The 18585-nt window shown below is 63.3% G+C and carries 19 protein-coding genes and 1 tRNA gene; 19 read left to right on the forward strand and 1 reads right to left on the reverse strand.

Translation table 11 applies throughout. The features are described 5' to 3' along the window. Window positions 1-100 precede the first annotated feature (100 nt). From EP379_RS05840 to EP379_RS05865, 6 genes are all read left to right on the forward strand, one after another. On the forward strand, window positions 101-580 hold the full coding sequence (locus EP379_RS05840) for a DsrE family protein (RefSeq protein ID WP_127476766.1): 480 nt from the start codon (window positions 101-103) through the stop codon (window positions 578-580). A gap of 22 nt (window positions 581-602) precedes the next feature. After that, window positions 603-1406, forward strand: coding sequence for a 4-hydroxy-tetrahydrodipicolinate reductase (gene dapB / locus EP379_RS05845; protein ID WP_127476769.1), 804 nt, complete (start codon window positions 603-605; stop codon window positions 1404-1406). Between the two features lie 252 nt (window positions 1407-1658). Then, window positions 1659-2801, forward strand: a complete 1143-nt coding sequence (gene carA / locus EP379_RS05850; RefSeq protein WP_232023985.1) for a glutamine-hydrolyzing carbamoyl-phosphate synthase small subunit — start codon at window positions 1659-1661, stop codon at window positions 2799-2801. A gap of 69 nt (window positions 2802-2870) precedes the next feature. Next, window positions 2871-6092, forward strand: a complete 3222-nt coding sequence (carB, locus tag EP379_RS05855) for a carbamoyl-phosphate synthase large subunit (RefSeq protein WP_127476774.1) — start codon at window positions 2871-2873, stop codon at window positions 6090-6092. Continuing rightward, on the forward strand, window positions 6089-6565 hold the full coding sequence (gene greA / locus EP379_RS05860) for a transcription elongation factor GreA (RefSeq protein WP_127476776.1): 477 nt from the start codon (window positions 6089-6091) through the stop codon (window positions 6563-6565). Before carB ends, greA begins: the two co-directional genes overlap by 4 nt. 47 nt (window positions 6566-6612) lie before the next feature. Beyond that, window positions 6613-7056 carry a DUF4149 domain-containing protein gene (locus EP379_RS05865; RefSeq protein WP_127476779.1) on the forward strand — a complete coding sequence of 148 codons (444 nt, stop codon included), beginning with the start codon at window positions 6613-6615 and terminating at the stop codon, window positions 7054-7056. Here the strand turns inward: EP379_RS05865 and yhbY are convergent. Further along, a complete protein-coding gene (gene yhbY, locus EP379_RS05870; RefSeq protein ID WP_127476781.1) occupies window positions 7045-7338 on the reverse strand; it encodes a ribosome assembly RNA-binding protein YhbY in 294 nt (97 codons plus the stop codon). The genes EP379_RS05865 and yhbY overlap by 12 nt on opposite strands. Before the next feature lie 83 nt (window positions 7339-7421). Between yhbY and rlmE the strand changes: the two genes are divergently transcribed. The 13 genes from rlmE (at window position 7422) to nuoF (ending at window position 18576) form a co-directional block, all read left to right on the forward strand. Then, a complete protein-coding gene (rlmE, locus tag EP379_RS05875; RefSeq protein WP_127476784.1) occupies window positions 7422-8042 on the forward strand; it encodes a 23S rRNA (uridine(2552)-2'-O)-methyltransferase RlmE in 621 nt (206 codons plus the stop codon). Window positions 8043-8097: 55 nt separating this feature from the next. Beyond that, entirely contained in the window at window positions 8098-10011 is a 1914-nt protein-coding gene (ftsH, locus tag EP379_RS05880) for an ATP-dependent zinc metalloprotease FtsH (RefSeq protein ID WP_127476787.1), read from the forward strand. A gap of 109 nt (window positions 10012-10120) precedes the next feature. After that, window positions 10121-10951, forward strand: coding sequence for a dihydropteroate synthase (gene folP / locus EP379_RS05885; protein ID WP_127478840.1), 831 nt, complete (start codon window positions 10121-10123; stop codon window positions 10949-10951). A 21-nt stretch (window positions 10952-10972) separates the two neighbouring features. Continuing rightward, window positions 10973-12313, forward strand: coding sequence for a phosphoglucosamine mutase (gene glmM / locus EP379_RS05890; protein ID WP_127476789.1), 1341 nt, complete (start codon window positions 10973-10975; stop codon window positions 12311-12313). A 64-nt stretch (window positions 12314-12377) separates the two neighbouring features. After that, window positions 12378-13130 (forward strand): triose-phosphate isomerase, encoded by a 753-nt coding sequence (tpiA, locus tag EP379_RS05895; RefSeq protein ID WP_127476792.1) that lies wholly within the window; start codon window positions 12378-12380, stop codon window positions 13128-13130. Window positions 13131-13147: 17 nt separating this feature from the next. Next, window positions 13148-13483, forward strand: coding sequence for a preprotein translocase subunit SecG (gene secG / locus EP379_RS05900; RefSeq protein ID WP_127476794.1), 336 nt, complete (start codon window positions 13148-13150; stop codon window positions 13481-13483). Between the two features lie 15 nt (window positions 13484-13498). Then, window positions 13499-13583: transfer RNA gene (locus tag EP379_RS05905), tRNA-Leu, on the forward strand. A gap of 430 nt (window positions 13584-14013) precedes the next feature. Next, the gene (locus EP379_RS05910; protein ID WP_127476796.1) at window positions 14014-14370 is read left to right on the forward strand and encodes an NADH-quinone oxidoreductase subunit A; all 357 of its coding nucleotides are present in this window, start codon (window positions 14014-14016) and stop codon (window positions 14368-14370) included. 51 nt (window positions 14371-14421) lie between these two features. Next, on the forward strand, window positions 14422-14898 hold the full coding sequence (locus EP379_RS05915) for a NuoB/complex I 20 kDa subunit family protein (protein WP_127476798.1): 477 nt from the start codon (window positions 14422-14424) through the stop codon (window positions 14896-14898). 18 nt (window positions 14899-14916) lie between these two features. Beyond that, the gene (locus EP379_RS05920; RefSeq protein ID WP_127476801.1) at window positions 14917-15540 is read left to right on the forward strand and encodes an NADH-quinone oxidoreductase subunit C; all 624 of its coding nucleotides are present in this window, start codon (window positions 14917-14919) and stop codon (window positions 15538-15540) included. A gap of 1 nt (window position 15541) precedes the next feature. Then, window positions 15542-16801, forward strand: coding sequence for an NADH-quinone oxidoreductase subunit D (locus EP379_RS05925; protein WP_127476803.1), 1260 nt, complete (start codon window positions 15542-15544; stop codon window positions 16799-16801). Further along, on the forward strand, window positions 16801-17295 hold the full coding sequence (nuoE, locus tag EP379_RS05930) for an NADH-quinone oxidoreductase subunit NuoE (protein ID WP_127476805.1): 495 nt from the start codon (window positions 16801-16803) through the stop codon (window positions 17293-17295). The genes EP379_RS05925 and nuoE overlap by 1 nt, the downstream gene beginning before the upstream one ends. 15 nt (window positions 17296-17310) lie before the next feature. After that, a complete protein-coding gene (gene nuoF, locus EP379_RS05935) occupies window positions 17311-18576 on the forward strand; it encodes an NADH-quinone oxidoreductase subunit NuoF (RefSeq protein WP_127476808.1) in 1266 nt (421 codons plus the stop codon). Window positions 18577-18585: the final 9 nt, after the last annotated feature.

Below are 18585 nucleotides of genomic sequence, written 5' to 3' on the forward strand. Positions count from 1 at the left end.
TACAAGGGGATGAGTTCGCTGCGCTCGTATCTTGTTCCTCGTACCTATCGGTCTCCACCCGTCGAGAGTCATTTGACAGTATGTGGAGGAGGGAGCGGGCATGAATGAGGTAACGAACACCAACCGGCGCCGTGTGCTCGCGGCTGCCCTGGCCGGTGCCGGCGTGACGCTGATGGGCGGCGCCAGGGCCGAGGAGGAACTGCGCTTTCCCGGCGAGGATCCCACCCACAAGATCGTCTATCAGTTCAACAAGGCCGACCTCGGCTACCAGGACCACGTCATCTTTTCCATCGGCGCCGTGCTGCGCAAATACGGTGACGACGTGAAGATCGTGGTGGTGGCCTTCGCCGAAGGCATCCACATTCTGGGCAAGAAGCCGGGCCGCGAGGTGAAGGAGGAGATCCGCCAGCGCGTCTCCTCCCTGGCGCAGTATGGCGTCGAGTTCCACGCCTGCGGCAACACCATGAAGTCCCTGGGTTGGACCGAAGCCGACCTGCTGCCCTTTGCCAAGTACGTCGAGGTGGGCGCCGCCGACCTGATGGAACTGCAGGAACAGGGCTACGCCTACATCAGCTGGTAATGCATTGAAAGGAAAGGACAGCATGATTCGAGTTGCAGTCACCGGCGCCGCCGGGCGCATGGGCCGGGTGCTCATCGAGGCCTGCCAGCAGGCGGAAGGCGTGACCCTGGGCGCCGCCATCGAGCGGCCGGGCAGTTCCGTCATCGGCGTCGATGCCGGCGAACTGGCCGGTATCGGCCGCAACGGCGTCGCCGTGACGGACAACCTGGCGGCGCTGGCCGGCGAGTTCGACGTGCTCATCGACTTCACCCGCCCCGAGGTGACCCTGGCCAATGTGGCGGTGTGCCGGGCGGCGGGCAAGCGCATGGTGATCGGTACCACCGGCCTGGATGCGGCACAGAAGGCCGCCCTGGCCGAGGCCGGCCAGGAGATAGGGATCGTCTTCGCGCCCAACATGAGTGTGGGCGTCAACCTGTGCCTCAAGCTGCTCGACATGGCGGCGCGGGTGCTGGGCGACGAGGTGGATATCGAGATCATCGAGGCCCACCACCGCCACAAGGTAGATGCCCCCTCCGGCACGGCTCTGGCCATGGGCGAGACGGTGGCCCGGGCCCTGGGCCGCGACCTCAAGGAATGCGCGCTGTATGGCCGTCAGGGTCATACCGGGGAACGCGATCGCAAGACCATCGGTTTCGAGACCATCCGCGCCGGCGACATCGTCGGTGACCATACCGTGTTGTTCGCCACCCTGGGCGAGCGGGTGGAGATCACCCACAAGGCGTCCAGCCGTATGACCTTCGCCAAGGGCGCGGTGCGCGCCGCCGCCTGGCTGATGCAGAAGGAACGGGGGCTGTACGACATGCAGGATGTGCTCGGTCTGCGCTGACAGGGACGGGTATAACCCGCGTCATAAGTAAATCAATGGGCGCATAAATTGCACGTTAACGCGCCTTCCGTTACAATTCGCGTCCACCTGAACGCCCGGCCTTAGCTGCCTGTCATACTCGGAAAGGTCCACGGCCTTTCCAACATGACCGGGCGCGCCGCCCGCGGCCATTCTTCTGAATCCGAGCGGGAAGGGTCCACCCAGGGCCCTTCCCGCTTTGCACATATAGACTTGACCTTACTGGAGGTTACCTTGCGGCAACCGGCCCTGCTGGCTCTGGAGGATGGGTCCCTGTTCTGGGGCGAATCGATCGGTAGCGAGGGACAGACCGTCGGCGAGGTGGTATTCAATACCGCCATGACCGGCTATCAGGAGATCCTTACCGACCCCTCCTATGCCCGCCAGATCGTCACCCTGACCTATCCCCACATCGGCAATGTCGGTACCAACGACGAGGACGAGGAGTCCTCCCATGTCTATGCCGCCGGCCTGGTGATCCGCGAACTGGCCGCCATCGCCAGTAACTGGCGCTGCCAGATGCCGCTGGACGAGTACCTGCGCAAGCACAAGGTCGTCGCCATCCACGGCATCGACACCCGCCGCCTGACCCGCATCCTGCGCGAGAAGGGCGCCCAGAACGGTTGCATCGTCGCCGGTACCGACATCGATGCCGAGACAGCGCTGGCCGCCGCTCGCGGCTTCCCCGGCCTCAAGGGCATGGATCTGGCCAAGGAGGTCAGCACCCACATGCCGTATGAATGGGCTCAGGGCTGTTGGACCCTGGCCGGTGGCCTGCCGACCCATCCCGAGCCGCTGGAGGAGAAGCTGCCCTACCATGTGGTGGCCTTCGACTATGGCGTGAAGCGCAACATCCTGCGCATGCTGGTGGACCGCGGCTGCCGCATCACCGTGCTGCCGGCGCAGACCCCGGCGGAAGAGGTGATGAAGCTGAAGCCGGACGGTGTATTTCTGTCCAATGGCCCCGGCGACCCGGAGCCGTGCGACTACGCCATCCAGGCCATCAGGACCATCGTCGATGCTGGCATCCCCACCTACGGCATCTGCCTGGGCCATCAGCTGCTCGCCCTGGCCAGCGGCGCCAAGACGGTGAAGATGAAGTTTGGCCACCACGGCGCCAATCACCCGGTGCAGGACCTGGACAGCCGGCAGGTGATGATCACCAGCCAGAACCACGGCTTTGCCGTGGACGAGGCCACTTTGCCGGCCAACCTGCGCGCCACCCACCGTTCGCTGTTCGACGGCTCACTGCAGGGTATCCACCGCACCGACAAGCCGGCCTTCGGCTTCCAGGGCCACCCCGAGGCGAGCCCCGGTCCGCACGACGTGGCACCGCTGTTCGACCACTTTGTGGAACTGATGAAAAGTAACAAGTGACAAGTGGCAAGCGACAAGAGCTGACCTCTTGGAACTTGAAACTTGTAACTTGCAACTTGTGACTTAATCATGCCGAAACGTACAGATATCCAAAGCATCCTGATCATCGGCGCCGGCCCCATCGTCATCGGCCAGGCCTGCGAGTTCGACTACTCCGGCGCGCAGGCGTGCAAGGCGCTGAAGGAAGAGGGCTACCGGGTCATCCTGGTCAACTCCAATCCGGCCACCATCATGACCGATCCGGAGATGGCCGACGCCACCTACATCGAGCCCATCGTCTGGCCGACGGTGGCCAAGATCATCGAGAAGGAGCGGCCGGACGCGCTGCTGCCCACCATGGGCGGCCAGACCGCGCTCAACTGCGCGCTGGACCTCGCCAAGCATGGCGTGCTGGAACAGTTCGGCGTGGAGATGATCGGCGCCACCCGCGACGCCATCGACAAGGCCGAGGACCGCGACCGCTTCCGCAAGGCGATGAAGAAGATCGGCCTCGACATGCCGCGCTCGGCCATCGCCCACAGCATGGAAGAGGCCTTGCAGGTGCAGGCGCAGATCGGTTTCCCCACCATTATCCGTCCGTCCTTCACCATGGGCGGCTCCGGCGGCGGCATCGCCTACAATCGCCAGGAATTCATGGAGATCTGCGAGCGCGGCCTCGACCTGTCGCCTACCAATGAACTGCTCATCGAGGAGTCGGTGCTGGGCTGGAAGGAATACGAGATGGAAGTGGTGCGCGACCGCAAGGACAACTGCATCATCGTCTGCTCCATCGAGAATCTGGACCCGATGGGTGTGCACACCGGCGACTCCATCACCGTGGCCCCGGCACAGACCTTGACCGACAAGGAATATCAGATCATGCGCGACGCCTCGCTGGCGGTGCTGCGCGAGATCGGCGTCGATACCGGCGGCTCCAACGTGCAGTTCGCCATCAATCCGGAAGACGGCCGCATGATCATCATCGAGATGAATCCGCGCGTGTCCCGTTCCTCCGCCCTGGCCTCCAAGGCCACCGGCTTCCCCATTGCCAAGGTGGCGGCCAAGCTGGCCGTCGGTTACACCCTGGACGAACTGCACAACGACATCACCGGCGGCGCCACCCCGGCCTCGTTCGAGCCGTCCATCGACTACGTGGTCACCAAGGTGCCGCGTTTCACCTTCGAGAAATTCCCCAAGGCCGACGCACGCCTGACCACCCAGATGAAGTCGGTGGGCGAGGTGATGGCCATCGGCCGTACTTTCCAGGAATCGCTGCAAAAGGCGCTGCGCGGCCTGGAAACCGGCAAGGACGGTTTCGACGAAGTGCTCGACACCACCGCCGAGAACGCCATGGATCGCCTGCGCCAGGAGCTGCGCGTACCGAGCGCCGAGCGCTTGTGGTACGTCGGTGATGCTTTCCGCATGGGCATGAGCGTGGCCGAGGTGCATAACCTGTCCAAGATCGATCCCTGGTTCCTGGTGCAGATCGAGGAACTGATCACGCTGGAGAAGGAGGTGCGCGCCAAAGGCATCGATGGCCTGGACAAGGCCACCATGTACCAGCTCAAGCGCAAGGGCTTCTCCGATCGCCGCCTGGCCCATCTGGTCGGCGTGCGCGAGGGTGTCCTGCGCAATCACCGCCACCAGCTGGGGGTACGCCCGGTATACAAGCGCGTCGATACCTGCGCTGCGGAATTCGCCACCTCCACCGCCTACATGTACTCCACCTACGAGGAGGAATGCGAGGCCCGGCCGACCCAGCGCGACAAGATCATGGTGCTGGGCGGTGGTCCGAACCGCATCGGCCAGGGTATCGAGTTCGACTATTGCTGCGTGCATGCCGCGCTCGCCATGCGCGAGGACGGCTACGAGACCATCATGGTCAACTGCAACCCGGAGACCGTATCCACGGACTACGATACCTCCGATCGCCTGTACTTCGAGCCGTTGACCCTGGAAGACGTGCTGGAAGTGATCCATCTGGAACAACCCAAGGGTGTCATCGTGCAGTACGGCGGTCAGACCCCGCTCAAGCTGGCGCGCGACCTGGAGGCCGCCGGGGCGCCGATCATCGGCACCACGCCGGACTCCATCGACCTGGCCGAGGACCGCGAGCGCTTCCAGAAGATGATCGACAAGCTCGGCCTGCGCCAGCCGCCCAATCGCACCGCGCGCAATCCGGAAGATGCCGTGCGCCTGGCCGAGGAGATCGGCTATCCGTTGGTGGTGCGCCCGTCCTATGTGCTGGGCGGCCGTGCCATGGAGATCGTCTACAACGAGGCTGAACTGCGCACCTACATGCGCGATGCGGTGAAGGTGTCCAACGAATCGCCGGTGCTGCTGGACCGCTTCCTCGATGACGCCGTCGAAGTCGACGTGGATGCCATCTGCGATGGGCAGGATGTGCTCATCGGCGGTATCATGGAACATATCGAGCAGGCCGGCGTGCATTCCGGTGACTCCGCCTGTTCGTTGCCGCCCTACAACCTGACGGTCAAGGTGCAGGACGAACTGCGTGAGCAGGTGCGTGCCATGGCCAAGGAATTGAAGGTCATCGGCCTGATGAACACCCAGTTCGCCATCCAGGGCGACAAAGTCTATGTCCTGGAAGTCAACCCACGTGCCTCGCGCACCGTGCCCTTCGTCTCCAAGGCTACCGGCATGCAACTGGCCAAGATTGCCGCGCGCTGCATGGTGGGACAGACTCTGGTCAGCCAGAAGGCCACCAAGGAAGTGGTACCGAACTACTATTCGGTGAAGGAAGCGGTATTCCCCTTCATCAAGTTCCCCGGTGTCGATCCGATCCTCGGCCCCGAGATGAAATCCACCGGCGAGGTGATGGGCGTCGGTCGCAGCTTCGCCGAGGCCTACTACAAGTCGCAGATCGGCGCCGGTGTGCTGTTGCCCAAGGGCGGCAAGGCCTTCGTCAGCGTGCGTGACGCCGACCACCAGGGGGCGGTGCAGGTGAGCCGTTATCTGCTGGAACTGGGTTTCGAGATCCTCGCCACCCGCGGCACCGGCCGTGTGCTGGAAGAGGCGGGCATCCCCTACACCCGCGTCAACAAGGTGACTGAGGATCGGCCGCACATCGTCGATATGATCAAGAACGATGAAATCAGCTTCATCGTCAACACCACGGCAGACAAGCAGGCGGTGGCCGACTCCTACCTGATCCGCCGCGAGGCGTTGCAGCACAAGGTAACCTACACCACCACCCTGGCTGGTGCGCTGGCGACCGCTAAAGCGCTGATGCAGCGTGACACCAACGGCGTCAACCGTATTCAGGATCTGCATCTGGAGTTGCAGTCATGAGCAAGACCCCGATGACCCAGCGCGGCGCCGAGCGCTTGCGCGAGGAATTGAACGAACTGAAGAGCGTGGCGCGGCCGCGCGTGATTGCCGCCATTGCCGAGGCCCGCGCCCATGGCGACCTGAAGGAAAATGCCGAGTATCACGCCGCGCGTGAGCAGCAGGGTTTCATCGAAGGCCGCATCCAGGAGATCGAGAGCAAGCTGTCCAATGCCCAGATCATCGATCCCGCCACACTCAACGCCGGCGGCAAGGTGGTATTCGGCGCCACCGTGGTGCTGGTGGAGATGGATACCGAGGACGAGGTGACTTACCAGATCGTCGGTGAGGACGAGGCCGACATCAAACAGGGCCGCATCTCCGTCACCTCGCCGGTGGCGCGCGCCCTGATCGGCAAGGAAGAGGGAGACATCGCCCAGGTGCAAGCCCCGGGCGGTCTGCGCGAATACGAAATCGTCGAAGTCCGTTACGAATAGGCGTAGACCGGGATAGCGCAGCGTAACCCGGCACGGTGCTCGCAATAGTGTTTCTGATCGGCGAACGCCTTCTCCTCACTCTCTGGGTCGGTGCCCTGTGGGCCATCGGTTATCTGGCGGTGCCCACGCTGTTTGCCCAACTGGACGACCGCATGCTGGCCGGTCTGCTGGCCGGACGCATGTTCACGTTGGTCAGTTTCCTGGGCCTGTTCTGCGGCGGTGTGCTGCTGCTGGGCGTTGTGTTCCGTGCCGGCCGGCAGGCGCTGCGCAGCACACGTTTCTGGCTGTTGCTGGTCATGCTGCTGCTGGTGGCGGCAGGGGAGTTCGGCCTGCAGCCGCTGATGGCGCAGCTGAAGGCACAGGGACTGGCGGAGGGCAGTGCGCAGGCCGTGCAGTTCGCCCGCCTGCACGGTGTGGCTTCGGTGCTCTACCTCGTCAACAGCCTGTGCGGCCTGCTGCTGATCGGCATGGGAAACAATTCACGAGGGTAGCTGCAGGCGCGGCTTTTCGGCACGGCGGTAGAGCACCGCGATGTGGCCGATGGTCTGCACCAGCTCGCCGCGGCACTTTTCGCACAATTCTTCGGTCAGGGCCTGGCGCGCGTCGCGGTCCTCGCCGTTCACTCGCACCTTGATCAGCTCATGATGCTCCAGGGTGGAGTCCAATTCCTTCAACAGGGCTTCGCTCAGCCCGGCATTGCCGACGATGATAACCGGCTTGAGGGCGTGGGCCAGTTTGCGCAGATGGCGCTTTTGCGCTTGGTTCAGAGCCATGATGGACGGATACTCGGAGAAACGGGCGCCTAGTGTAGCGCGGAATCCTCCGCCGCAAAAATTGTTATTGGTGGTTCTTTCGTATGAAGCGCAGCAAAAGCAGCACCCGCTGGCTCAAGGAGCACTTCGACGACATCTACGTAAAGCGGGCCCAGCAGGAGGGCTACCGTTCGCGTGCCGTCTACAAACTGCTCGAACTGAATGAAAAGGAGCGCCTGCTCAAGCCCGGCATGACGGTGGTCGACCTTGGCGCCGCGCCGGGCAGCTGGTCGCAGCTGGCCGCCGATATCGTCGGCAAACATGGCCGGGTAGTGGCGCTGGACATCCTGCCCATGGACCCGCTGCCCGGGGTGGAGATCATCGAGGGCGATTTCCGCGAGGAGAGCGTCCTGCACCGACTGCTTGCGGTCATCGGCGGGCGCCCGGTGGATATTGTATTGTCGGACATGGCCCCCAATATCAGTGGCATGACCTCGGTGGACCTGCCGCGGGCCATGTATCTGGTGGAGCTGGCGCTGGAGCTGTGTCGTACCGTACTGAAACCGGGTGGCGATTTCGTGGTCAAGGTGTTCCAGGGCCCCGGTTCCGAAGATTTCGTCAAGGCCTTGCGCCAGCACTTCGCCAAGGTGGTGATCCGCAAGCCGGCGGCCTCGCGGCCGCGCTCGCGCGAGGTCTACATGGTGGCGAGGAACTATTCCGTGTAGTAACGTACTCTAACCGCTGACGGACGCTTCTGTCGCAGCAAGCCGGAGACGCACTTTGAACGACATCGCAAAAAACATCATTCTTTGGGTGGTTATCGCCGTCATCCTCATGACGGTATTCAATAATTTCGGCCAGCAGCGCCAGGCCAGCCAGCCTCTGGAATACTCCCAGTTCATCACCGACGTGCGCGCCGGCCGTGTCAAGAGCGTGGAGATTGAAGGCCGTACCATTATCGGCACACGCGAGGACGGTGACCGTTTCATGACCTATGCACCGGATGACCCGGGCCTGATTGCGGACCTACTCAACAGCAATGTGCGCGTGGTGGCCAAGCCGCCAGAGAGCCAGGGCCTGCTGACGCAGATATTCATCTCCTGGTTCCCCATGCTGCTGCTCATCGGTGTGTGGATCTTCTTCATGCGCCAGATGCAGGGTGGCGGCGGCGGCCGCGGCGCCATGTCCTTCGGCAAGAGCCGCGCCCGCCTGCTGGGCGAAGATCAGGTGAAGGTGACCTTCGCCGACGTCGCCGGCGTGGAAGAAGCCAAGGAGGACGTGGGCGAACTGGTCGAATTCCTGCGCGACCCCTCTAAGTTCACCAAGCTGGGCGGCAAGATCCCACGCGGCGTGCTGATGGTCGGTCCGCCGGGCACCGGCAAGACCCTGCTCGCCAAGGCCATCGCCGGCGAGGCGCGCGTGCCGTTCTTCACCATCTCCGGTTCCGACTTCGTGGAGATGTTCGTCGGCGTCGGCGCCTCCCGCGTGCGCGACATGTTCGAGCAGGCCAAGAAGCATGCTCCCTGCATCATCTTCATCGATGAGATCGACGCCGTCGGCCGTCATCGTGGTGCCGGCCTCGGCGGCGGTCACGACGAGCGCGAGCAGACCCTCAATCAGTTGCTGGTGGAGATGGACGGTTTCGAGGGCAACGAGGGCGTCATCGTCATCGCCGCCACCAACCGCCCTGACGTATTGGACCCGGCCTTGCTGCGTCCCGGCCGTTTCGATCGCCAGGTGGTGGTGCCGCTGCCCGACGTGCGCGGCCGCGAGCAGATTCTGAAGGTCCACATGCGCAAGGTGCCCACCGCCGCCGACGTCGAGCCGTCCATCATCGCCCGCGGCACGCCCGGTTTCTCCGGTGCCGATCTGGCCAATCTGGTCAACGAGGCGGCGCTGTTCGCCGCCCGTGCCGGCAAGACCCTGGTGGGCATGAGCGAGTTCGAACGCGCCAAGGACAAGATCATGATGGGCTCGGAGCGTAAGTCCATGGTGATGAGCGAGGACGAGAAAAAGCTGACCGCCTATCATGAGGCGGGCCATGCCATCGTTGGGCGTCTGGTGCCGGATCATGATCCGGTGCACAAGGTCTCGATCATCCCGCGCGGCCGTGCCCTCGGCGTCACCCTGTTCCTGCCGGAGCAGGATCGCTACAGCTACAGCAAGCAGCGCCTGGAGAGCCAGATCTCCAGTCTGTTCGGCGGCCGCATCGCCGAGGAGCTGATCTTCGGGCCCGAGAAGGTGACCACCGGCGCCTCCAACGACATTCAGCGCGCCACCGAACTGGCCCGCAACATGGTGACCAAGTGGGGCTTGTCGGAGAAACTCGGCCCGCTGACCTATAGCGAAGAGGAGGGCGAGGTGTTCCTCGGGCGTTCGGTGACCCAGCACAAGAATGTCTCCGACGAAACGGCACATATCATCGACGAGGAAGTGCGTCTGTTCATCGACCGTAACTACGAGCGTTCCAAGCGCATTCTCACCGAGAACCTGGACAAGCTGCACACCATGGCCGAGGCGCTGATGAAGTACGAAACCATCGATGCCGAGCAGATCGACGACATCATGGCCGGCAAGCAGCCGCGGCCGCCGGTGGACTGGAATGATCGCGAGCCCAAGTCCGGTGCCGGCACGCCTGCCGGCAAGGATGAAGCCGCGGGCGGCACCCTGGGTGATCCGGCCGGACAGCACTGACGGCAGTCTGTTCCGCAAAATGCCCCGCACTGCGGGGCATTTTGTTTTGGGCTTGCCGTACTGCCCAAGGATGGGCGTGAGCGATGCGACCCACTATAATCGGTTCCCCATGATCCTCGACTGCGCCGGCAAACCCCTCGACCTGTCCGTTCCCCGCGTGATGGGGATACTGAATGTCACGCCTGACTCCTTCTCCGATGGCGGCCGTTTCATCGCTCCGGCCATGGCGGTGGCGCGGGCGCGGCAGATGGTGGCGGAGGGGGCGGCGATCATCGACATCGGCGGCGAGTCCACCCGGCCGGGTGCGGCAGCGGTAACGGTGGAGGAAGAGATTGCACGGGTGGTGCCGGTGATCGAGGCGCTGGCCGCCGAGCTGCCGGTGCCGATCTCGGTGGATACCAGCAAGCCCGAGGTGATGCGTGCCGCGGTGGCGGCCGGTGCCGGTCTGATCAACGATGTGTATGCCCTGCGCCTGCCGGGGGCGTTGGCGGCAGCGGCGGAGCTGGGGGTGCCGGTGTGTCTGATGCACATGCAAGGCGAACCGCGCACCATGCAGCAGGCGCCGCAGTATGTGGATGTGGTGGCCGAGGTGCGCGACTTTCTGGCGCAGCGGGTGGCTGACTGCATTGCCGCCGGCATTGCACGGGAGCGCATCCTGCTCGATCCGGGTTTCGGCTTCGGCAAGACCTTGGCGCACAACCTGAGTCTGCTCAAGCATCTGCCGCTGTTGCAGGAGTTGGGTTTGCCGCTGCTGGTGGGCATGTCGCGCAAGAGCATGATCGGCGCGGTGCTGGATGCACCGGTGGGGGAGCGGGTATATGGCAGTGTGGCCGCACATGCGCTGGCGCTGTGGCTGGGCGCGGCGGTGGTGCGGGTCCACGACGTAAAGGCTACGGTGGATGCGCTGAAGCTGGTGCAGGCCGTGCGGCAGGCCGGGTGAGAATTGCAGGGACAACGACAGATGGCACGTAAATATTTCGGCACCGACGGCATCCGCGGCAAGGTGGGCGAGTTCCCCATCACGCCGGAGTTCATGCTCAAGCTGGGCTGGGCCGCGGGCCGCGTGTTGTCGCAGGGCAACCACGGCGGCAAGGTGATCATCGGCAAGGACACGCGCATCTCCGGCTACATGTTCGAATCGGCCCTGGAGGCCGGGTTGTCGGCGGCAGGGCTGGACATCCGCCTGCTCGGGCCGATGCCGACCCCGGCCATCGCCTATCTGACGCGCACCCTGCGCGCCACCGCCGGCATCGTCATCAGCGCCTCGCACAACCCCTACGAGGACAACGGCATCAAGTTTTTCTCCGCCGCCGGCACCAAGCTGCCCGACGAGGTGGAGCTGGCCATCGAGGCGGCGCTGGACGAACCCATGACCATGGCGCCGTCGGCGCACCTGGGCAAGGCCGAGCGCGTGGTGGACGCCGGCGGCCGCTACATCGAATTCTGCAAGAGTACCTTCCCCAATACCCTGAGCCTGAGCGGCCTGAAGATCGTGGTGGACTGCGCCAACGGCGCCACCTACTTCGTCGCACCGCGGGTGTTCCGCGAGCTGGGCGCCGAGGTGATCAAGATCGGTGCCGAGCCGGACGGGCTCAACATCAATGTCGACTGCGGCTCCACCCATCCGGCGCTGTTGCAGCGTGCGGTGCTGGAACACCAGGCCGACCTCGGCATTGCCTTCGACGGCGACGGCGACCGCGTGATCATGGTCGACCACACCGGCGCCATCGTCGACGGCGACGAGCTGCTGTTCATCATCGCCATGGAACGCCATCGTCAGGGCGGTTTGGTCGGCGTGGTGGGAACGCTGATGAGCAATCTGGGCATGGAGCACGCGCTGGCCGCCGCCGGCATCGGCTTCCAGCGCGCCAAGGTGGGCGACCGCTATGTGCTGGAGCAGATGCAGAACCTGGGCTGGCCCCTGGGCGGCGAATCCTCCGGCCACATCATCTGCCGCGACTGCACCACCACCGGCGACGGCATCGTCTCCGCCCTCCAGGTCCTCACCGCCGTGGCGCGCAGCGGCAACAGCCTGCACGCCCTCAAGAGCGGCATGAGCAAGTATCCGCAGAAGATGGTCAACGTGCGCCTGGACCGGCCCTGCGACGTCATGGCCTCCAGTCTGGTACAAGAGGCCGTGCGCGTGGCGGAGGCCGCCTTCGCCCGCAGCGGCCGCGTCCTCTTGCGCCCGTCCGGCACCGAGCCGGTGGTGCGTGTGATGGCGGAAGGCGAGGATGCGGTGCTGGTGGAGCGCGTCGTGGCGGACCTTGCCGAGGCGGTGCGGCGCGCCATTGCCAATTGATTTATCCGCCGTCAGCGGGTAAGCTTCCGCGCTGTTTTTGCACCGATTTGGGGAGGTAGGGCTGATGCGACGACCGCTCGTGGCCGGTAACTGGAAGATGAACGGCTCCAGGGCCAGTATCAAGGCGCTGCTGGACGGCATCAAACAGGGGATCGGCGCGGTGACCAGGGCGGAAGTCGTGGTGTGTGCCCCCTATATCTACCTGCCCGACGTCGAGGCGCAGCTTTCCGGCAGCCCCGTTGCCTGGGGCGCGCAGAATCTCAGCACCGAGGCCTCCGGCGCCTACACCGGCGAGATATCCGCTTCGATGCTGCTGGATTTCCACTGTCGCTACGTCATCGTCGGCCACTCCGAGCGCCGCTCGCTGTATGGCGAGACCGATGCGGTGGTGGCGAAGAAGTTTGCGGTGGCCCGTGCCGCCGGTCTGGTGCCCATCCTGTGCGTGGGTGAAACCCTGGCCGAGCGTGAACAGGGCATCACCGAGCAGGTGGTGGCCCGGCAGCTGCAGGCAGTCATCGATCTGGAAGGCGTAGCGGCCCTGGCTGCCGGCGTCATTGCCTACGAGCCGGTGTGGGCCATCGGTACCGGCAAGACGGCGAGCCCCGAACAGGCGCAGGAGGTACACGCCTTCATACGCCGCCGTATCGCTGCCAGTGATGCCGCCGTGGCGGAGAAGGTACAGATTCTGTATGGCGGCAGCATGAATGCAGCCAATGCCGCGGCACTGCTGGCCCAGGCCGATATCGACGGCGGTCTCATCGGTGGTGCCTCGCTCAAGGCGGAAGACTTTTTGACCATTTGCCGCGCCGCCAATTAAGGCGCCGGATAGAGAAAATGCAGACACTGATCGTAATCGTTCATGTATTGGCGTCGCTGGGCGTGATTGGCCTGGTGCTGCTGCAGCAGGGCAAGGGCGCCGATGCCGGCGCCGCCTTCGGCAGCGGTGCTTCGGCCACCGTATTCGGCGCGCGCGGTTCGGGCTCTTTCCTGACCCGCGCCACGGCCATTCTGGCCACGGTGTTTTTCCTCACCAGCCTGTCGCTGGCCTACTTCTCCGGCCGTAGTGCAGCGCCGGCCAGCGTCACCGAGATCGTGGCGCCGGCGGCGCCGACAGCCGAGGCTCCTGCTCCTGCGCAGGACAAGCCGGATCTCCCGGCGCCCAAGCAGTAACATCATTCAGGTTTCGCGGACGTGGTGGAATTGGTAGACACGCCATCTTGAGGGGGTGGTGGCGCAAGCCGTGTGGGTTCGAGTCCCACCGTCCGCACCAAATGGAAACCGGCGCAGTGATGCGCCGGTTTTTTTATCTCACGAAAGAGTTGGCACGAAATCTGCGAACGCATTGCAGCGGTTGCTGTTATGGTCATGCATCTCCTTGCGTTGTGCCTTGATGGCACAAGCACTGGCGCGTCAGTGTCGCACTGCCTGTGCATGCGCGGCACGCTGCAGTGTTACCAAACAGCGACATTTCAACGGTGTGGCCGTTACCGCACGGTGCTAGCAATGGTGATGTGCCATAAAAAAATTAATGCCTCTATAACTACATGAAACGAAAAGAAAATTGTCAATACTCAAACTTGACACTCGATCCGCCACTGGCCTAGACTCCGTGGACTTTAAAAAGAGCAAAACAACATAATTATTCTGTCGGAATTTGCTGGATGTATAGCAGAATTCCGCTTCTGGGAGCGTAGGCGAGCATGCTGGAAAACTACCTGCCGATCCTCGTTTTTGTGATCGTCGGCATACTGTTCGGTGCCTTCTTCGTCGTCCTCGGTTTCATCCTTGGTCCGCGCAAGCCGGACGCCGAAAAACTCTCCGCCTATGAATGCGGCTTCGAGGCCTTTGAAGACGCGCGCATGAAGTTCGATGTGCGCTACTACCTCGTTGCTATCCTGTTCATCATCTTCGATCTGGAAATCGCCTTCCTGTTCCCCTGGGCCGTGGCCCTGCGCGAGATCGGCATGTTCGGTTTCATGGCCATGATGCTGTTCCTCGGCCTGCTCGTCATCGGTTTCATCTACGAGTGGAAGAAAGGGGCCCTGCAGTGGGAGTAACCGCGGGCGCAGCCGCCCCGGCCATGAGCAAATTGCATAACGAGGTATCCCGTGGGTATTGAAGGCATCCTGGAGAAGGGTTTCGTCACCACCTCCGCCGACAAACTGATCAACTGGGCGCGCACCGGCTCGATGTGGCCGATGACCTTCGGTTTGGCCTGTTGCGCGGTGGAGATGATGCATGCCGGCGCCTCGCGTTACGACCTGGACCGCTTCGGCATCATCTTCCGCCCCAGTCCGCGGCAGTCCGACGTGATGATCGTCGCCGGAACCCTGTGCAACAAGATGGCCGCGCCGCTGCGCAAGGTCTACGACCAGATGCCGGAGCCGCGCTGGGTGATCTCCATGGGTTCCTGCGCCAATGGCGGCGGCTATTACCACTATTCCTATTCCGTGGTGCGCGGTTGCGACCGCATCGTGCCGGTCGACATCTACGTGCCCGGTTGCCCGCCGACGGCGGAGGCGCTGCTGTACGGCATTCTGCAACTGCAGAACAAGATCCGGCGTACCAGCACCATAGCCCGTTAACAGCGAGAGTCCTGCGGCATGTCTGATTACTATCAGAATCTTTCAACGCGCGTGCAGCAACGCCTCCAGGGCCGTATCGGCACCTGTACGGTGGCGCTGGGTGAACTGACCGTCGAAGTGCCCAAGGCAAATCTGCTCGAGGTGTGCCGTGCGCTGCGTGACGAGGCGGAGTTCGCTTGCGAAGAGCTCATCGATTTGTGCGGGGTGGACTATTCGGAATATGGCAACGGCAACTGGAACGGCCCGCGTTATGCAGTGGTCTACCATCTGTTGTCGGTAAGCAACAACCACCGCATCCGTCTCAAGGTGTTCACCGACGGCGAAGTGCCGCTGGTGGACTCGGTGGTATCCATCTGGAGTTCGGCCAACTGGTACGAGCGCGAGGCCTTCGATCTGTTCGGTATCGTGTTCGAAGGCCATCCCGATCTGCGCCGCATCCTCACCGACTACGGTTTCGTCGGCCACCCCTTCCGCAAGGATTTCCCCATCAGCGGCAACGTGGAGATGCGCTATGACCCGGAGAAGGGGCGTGTGGTGTACCAGCCGGTCAGCATCGAGCCGCGTAATCTGGTGCCGCGCGTCATCCGTCACGACCATCGCTATGTGACGCCGGAAGTACCGGCAGCGCAGGGAGACAAGTAACGTGGCCGAGATTCGCAACTTCACCCTCAATTTTGGTCCGCAGCATCCGGCGGCGCACGGCGTATTGCGCCTGATCCTGGAAATGGATGGCGAGGTGATTCAGCGCGCCGATCCGCACATCGGCCTGCTGCACCGCGCCACCGAAAAGCTGGCCGAACAGCGTCACTATGTACAGAACCTGCCTTATATGGATCGTCTCGACTATGTGTCGATGATGTCCAACGAACATGCCTACTGCCTGGCCGTCGAGAAGATGCTCGGCATCGAGGTGCCGGAGCGGGCGCAGTACATCCGCGTGATGTTCGACGAGATCACCCGCATCCTCAATCATCTGTTGTGGATCGGCTCGCACGCCCTCGATGTGGGGGCCATGGCCATGTTCCTCTACGCCTTCCGCGAGCGTGAGGACCTGATGGACTGCTACGAGGCGGTGTCCGGCGCGCGTCTGCACGCGGCCTATTACCGTCCGGGCGGCGTCTACCGCGACCTGCCGGCGCGCATGCCGCAGTACGACACCAAGGCCACCAAGTGGCACTCCGAGGCGTCGCTCAAGGCAGCCAACGAAAATCGCCAGGGCTCGCTGCTCGACTTCATCGAGGACTTCACCAACCGCTTTCCCGGTTATGTCGACGAGTACGAAACCCTGCTCACCGACAACCGTATCTGGAAGCAGCGCACCGTCGGCATCGGCGTGGTGTCGCCGGAGCGCGCCTTGCAGATGGGCTTCACCGGTCCGATGCTGCGTGGTTCCGGCGTGGCCTGGGATTTGCGCAAGAAGCAGCCCTACGAGGTGTACGACAAGCTGGCCTTCGATATCCCGGTGGGCAGCAACGGTGACTGCTACGATCGCTATCTGGTGCGTATCGAGGAGTTCCGCCAGTCGAACCGCATCATCAAGCAGTGCGTCGACTGGTTGCGCAAGAATCCCGGCCCGGTGATGGTGGACGACCACAAGGTCGCCCCGCCGCCGCGTGCCGAAATGAAGCAGGACATGGAAGCGCTGATCCACCACTTCAAGCTGGTCTCCGAGGGCATCACCTTGCCGGCCGGGGAGGCCTATGCCGCCGTGGAGCATCCCAAGGGCGAGTTCGGTATCTATCTGGTGTCCGACGGCGCCAACAAACCCTACCGCATGAAGATCCGTGCCCCCGGTTTCGCCCATCTGTCCGGCCTCGACGAGATGGTGCGCGGCCACATGCTGGCCGACGTGGTTACCGTGATCGGCACACAGGACATCGTATTCGGAGAGATTGACCGCTGATGGCACAGGCAAACATCGAATTGCTGACGCCGGCCTCGCGTGCCGAGATCGACACCTGGGTCGCCAAGTATCCACCCGAGCGCAAGCAGTCGGCGGTGATGGCGGCGTTGCGCATCGCCCAGGATCAGAACGGCGGTTGGCTCACTACCGAGTTGATGGACGCCGTGGCGGCCTATCTGGAGATGGCGCCCATTGCCGTGTACGAGGTGGCGACCTTCTATTCCATGTATCAGCTGGAGCCGGTGGGGCGTCACAAGATCAACGTCTGCACCAACATTTCTTGCCTGCTGCGCGGCTCCGACGAGGTGGTGGCGCATCTGCAGAAGCGTCTCGGCATCAAATTGGGCGAGACCACGGCGGATGGCCGTTTCACGTTGAAAGAGGTCGAATGCCTCGGCGCCTGCGTCAATGCGCCGGTGGCGCAGATCGCGCGGCAGTATTACGAGCAGCTCACCCCTGAGCTCATCGACCGCATCATCGACGGCCTGGAATAAGGGGGCGCACTGCACATGGCCAACGACGTCTGTTTCCGCACCCTGCACCTGGACAAGCCGTGGACGCTGGAGAGTTACCGCAGCGTCGGCGGCTATTCGGTATGGGAAAAGATCCTCAAGGAGAAGACATCTCCCGACAGCATCATCGCCGAGCTGAAGACCTCGGCGCTGCGTGGCCGTGGCGGTGCCGGTTTCCCCACCGGCCTGAAGTGGAGCTTCATGCCGCGCAATGTCGCCGGACAGAAATACGTGGTGTGCAACTCCGACGAGGGCGAGCCGGGCACCTGCAAGGACCGCGATATCCTGCGCTACAACCCGCACCAGCTGGTCGAGGGCATGGCCATCGCCGGCTACACCATCGGTGCCACCAAGGGTTACAACTACATCCGCGGCGAATTCTGGGAGCCCTACGAGCGCTTCCAGGCCGCCATCGAGGAGGCGCGTGCCGCGGGCCTGCTCGGCAAGAACATCATGGGGTCGGGTATCGATTTCGACATCGATGTACACCTGGGCGCCGGTGCCTATGTGTGCGGCGAGGAAACCGCGCTGCTGGAATCCATCGAAGGCAAGAAGGGGCAGCCGCGCTTCAAGCCGCCGTTCCCCGCCAGTTTCGGTCTGTACGGCTGTCCGACCACCATCAACAATACCGAATCGCTGGCCTCGGTGCCGGTGATCCTGCAGCACGGCGGCCAGTGGTTCCTCGAACTGGGCAAGCCCAACAACGGTGGCACCAAGTTGTTCTCGGTCTCCGGCCATGTCAACAAGCCGGGTAATTACGAGGTGCCGATGGGCACGCCCTTCGCCGAACTGCTGGAGATGGCCGGTGGCGTGTGGAAGGGACGCAAGCTGAAGGCGGTGATCCCGGGCGGCAGCTCCACCCCGGTGCTGCCGGCGCATATCGCCATGGACATGACCATGGATTACGACTCCATCTCCAAGGCCGGTTCGATGCTCGGAGCCGGTTCGGTCATCGTGATGGACGAAACCACCTGTATGGTGAAGGTGCTGGCGCGCCTGTCGCACTTTTACTACGAGGAGTCCTGCGGCCAGTGCACGCCGTGCCGCGAAGGCACCGGCTGGCTGGCGCGCATGGTGCACCGTATCGAGCATGGCGAGGGCCGGCCGGAGGATCTGGATCAACTGATGCGTTCCGCAAGCCAGATCGAAGGTCACACCATTTGTGCCCTGGGCGATGCGGCGGCAATGCCGGTGAAGAGCTTCCTCAAGCATTACCGCGACGAATTCCAGTACCACATCGATCACAAGAAGTGCATGGTGTGACACCAGCAT

It is taken from the genome of Sulfurivermis fontis (genome assembly GCF_004001245.1).
Lineage (GTDB): Bacteria > Pseudomonadota > Gammaproteobacteria > Thiohalomonadales > Thiohalomonadaceae > Sulfurivermis > Sulfurivermis fontis.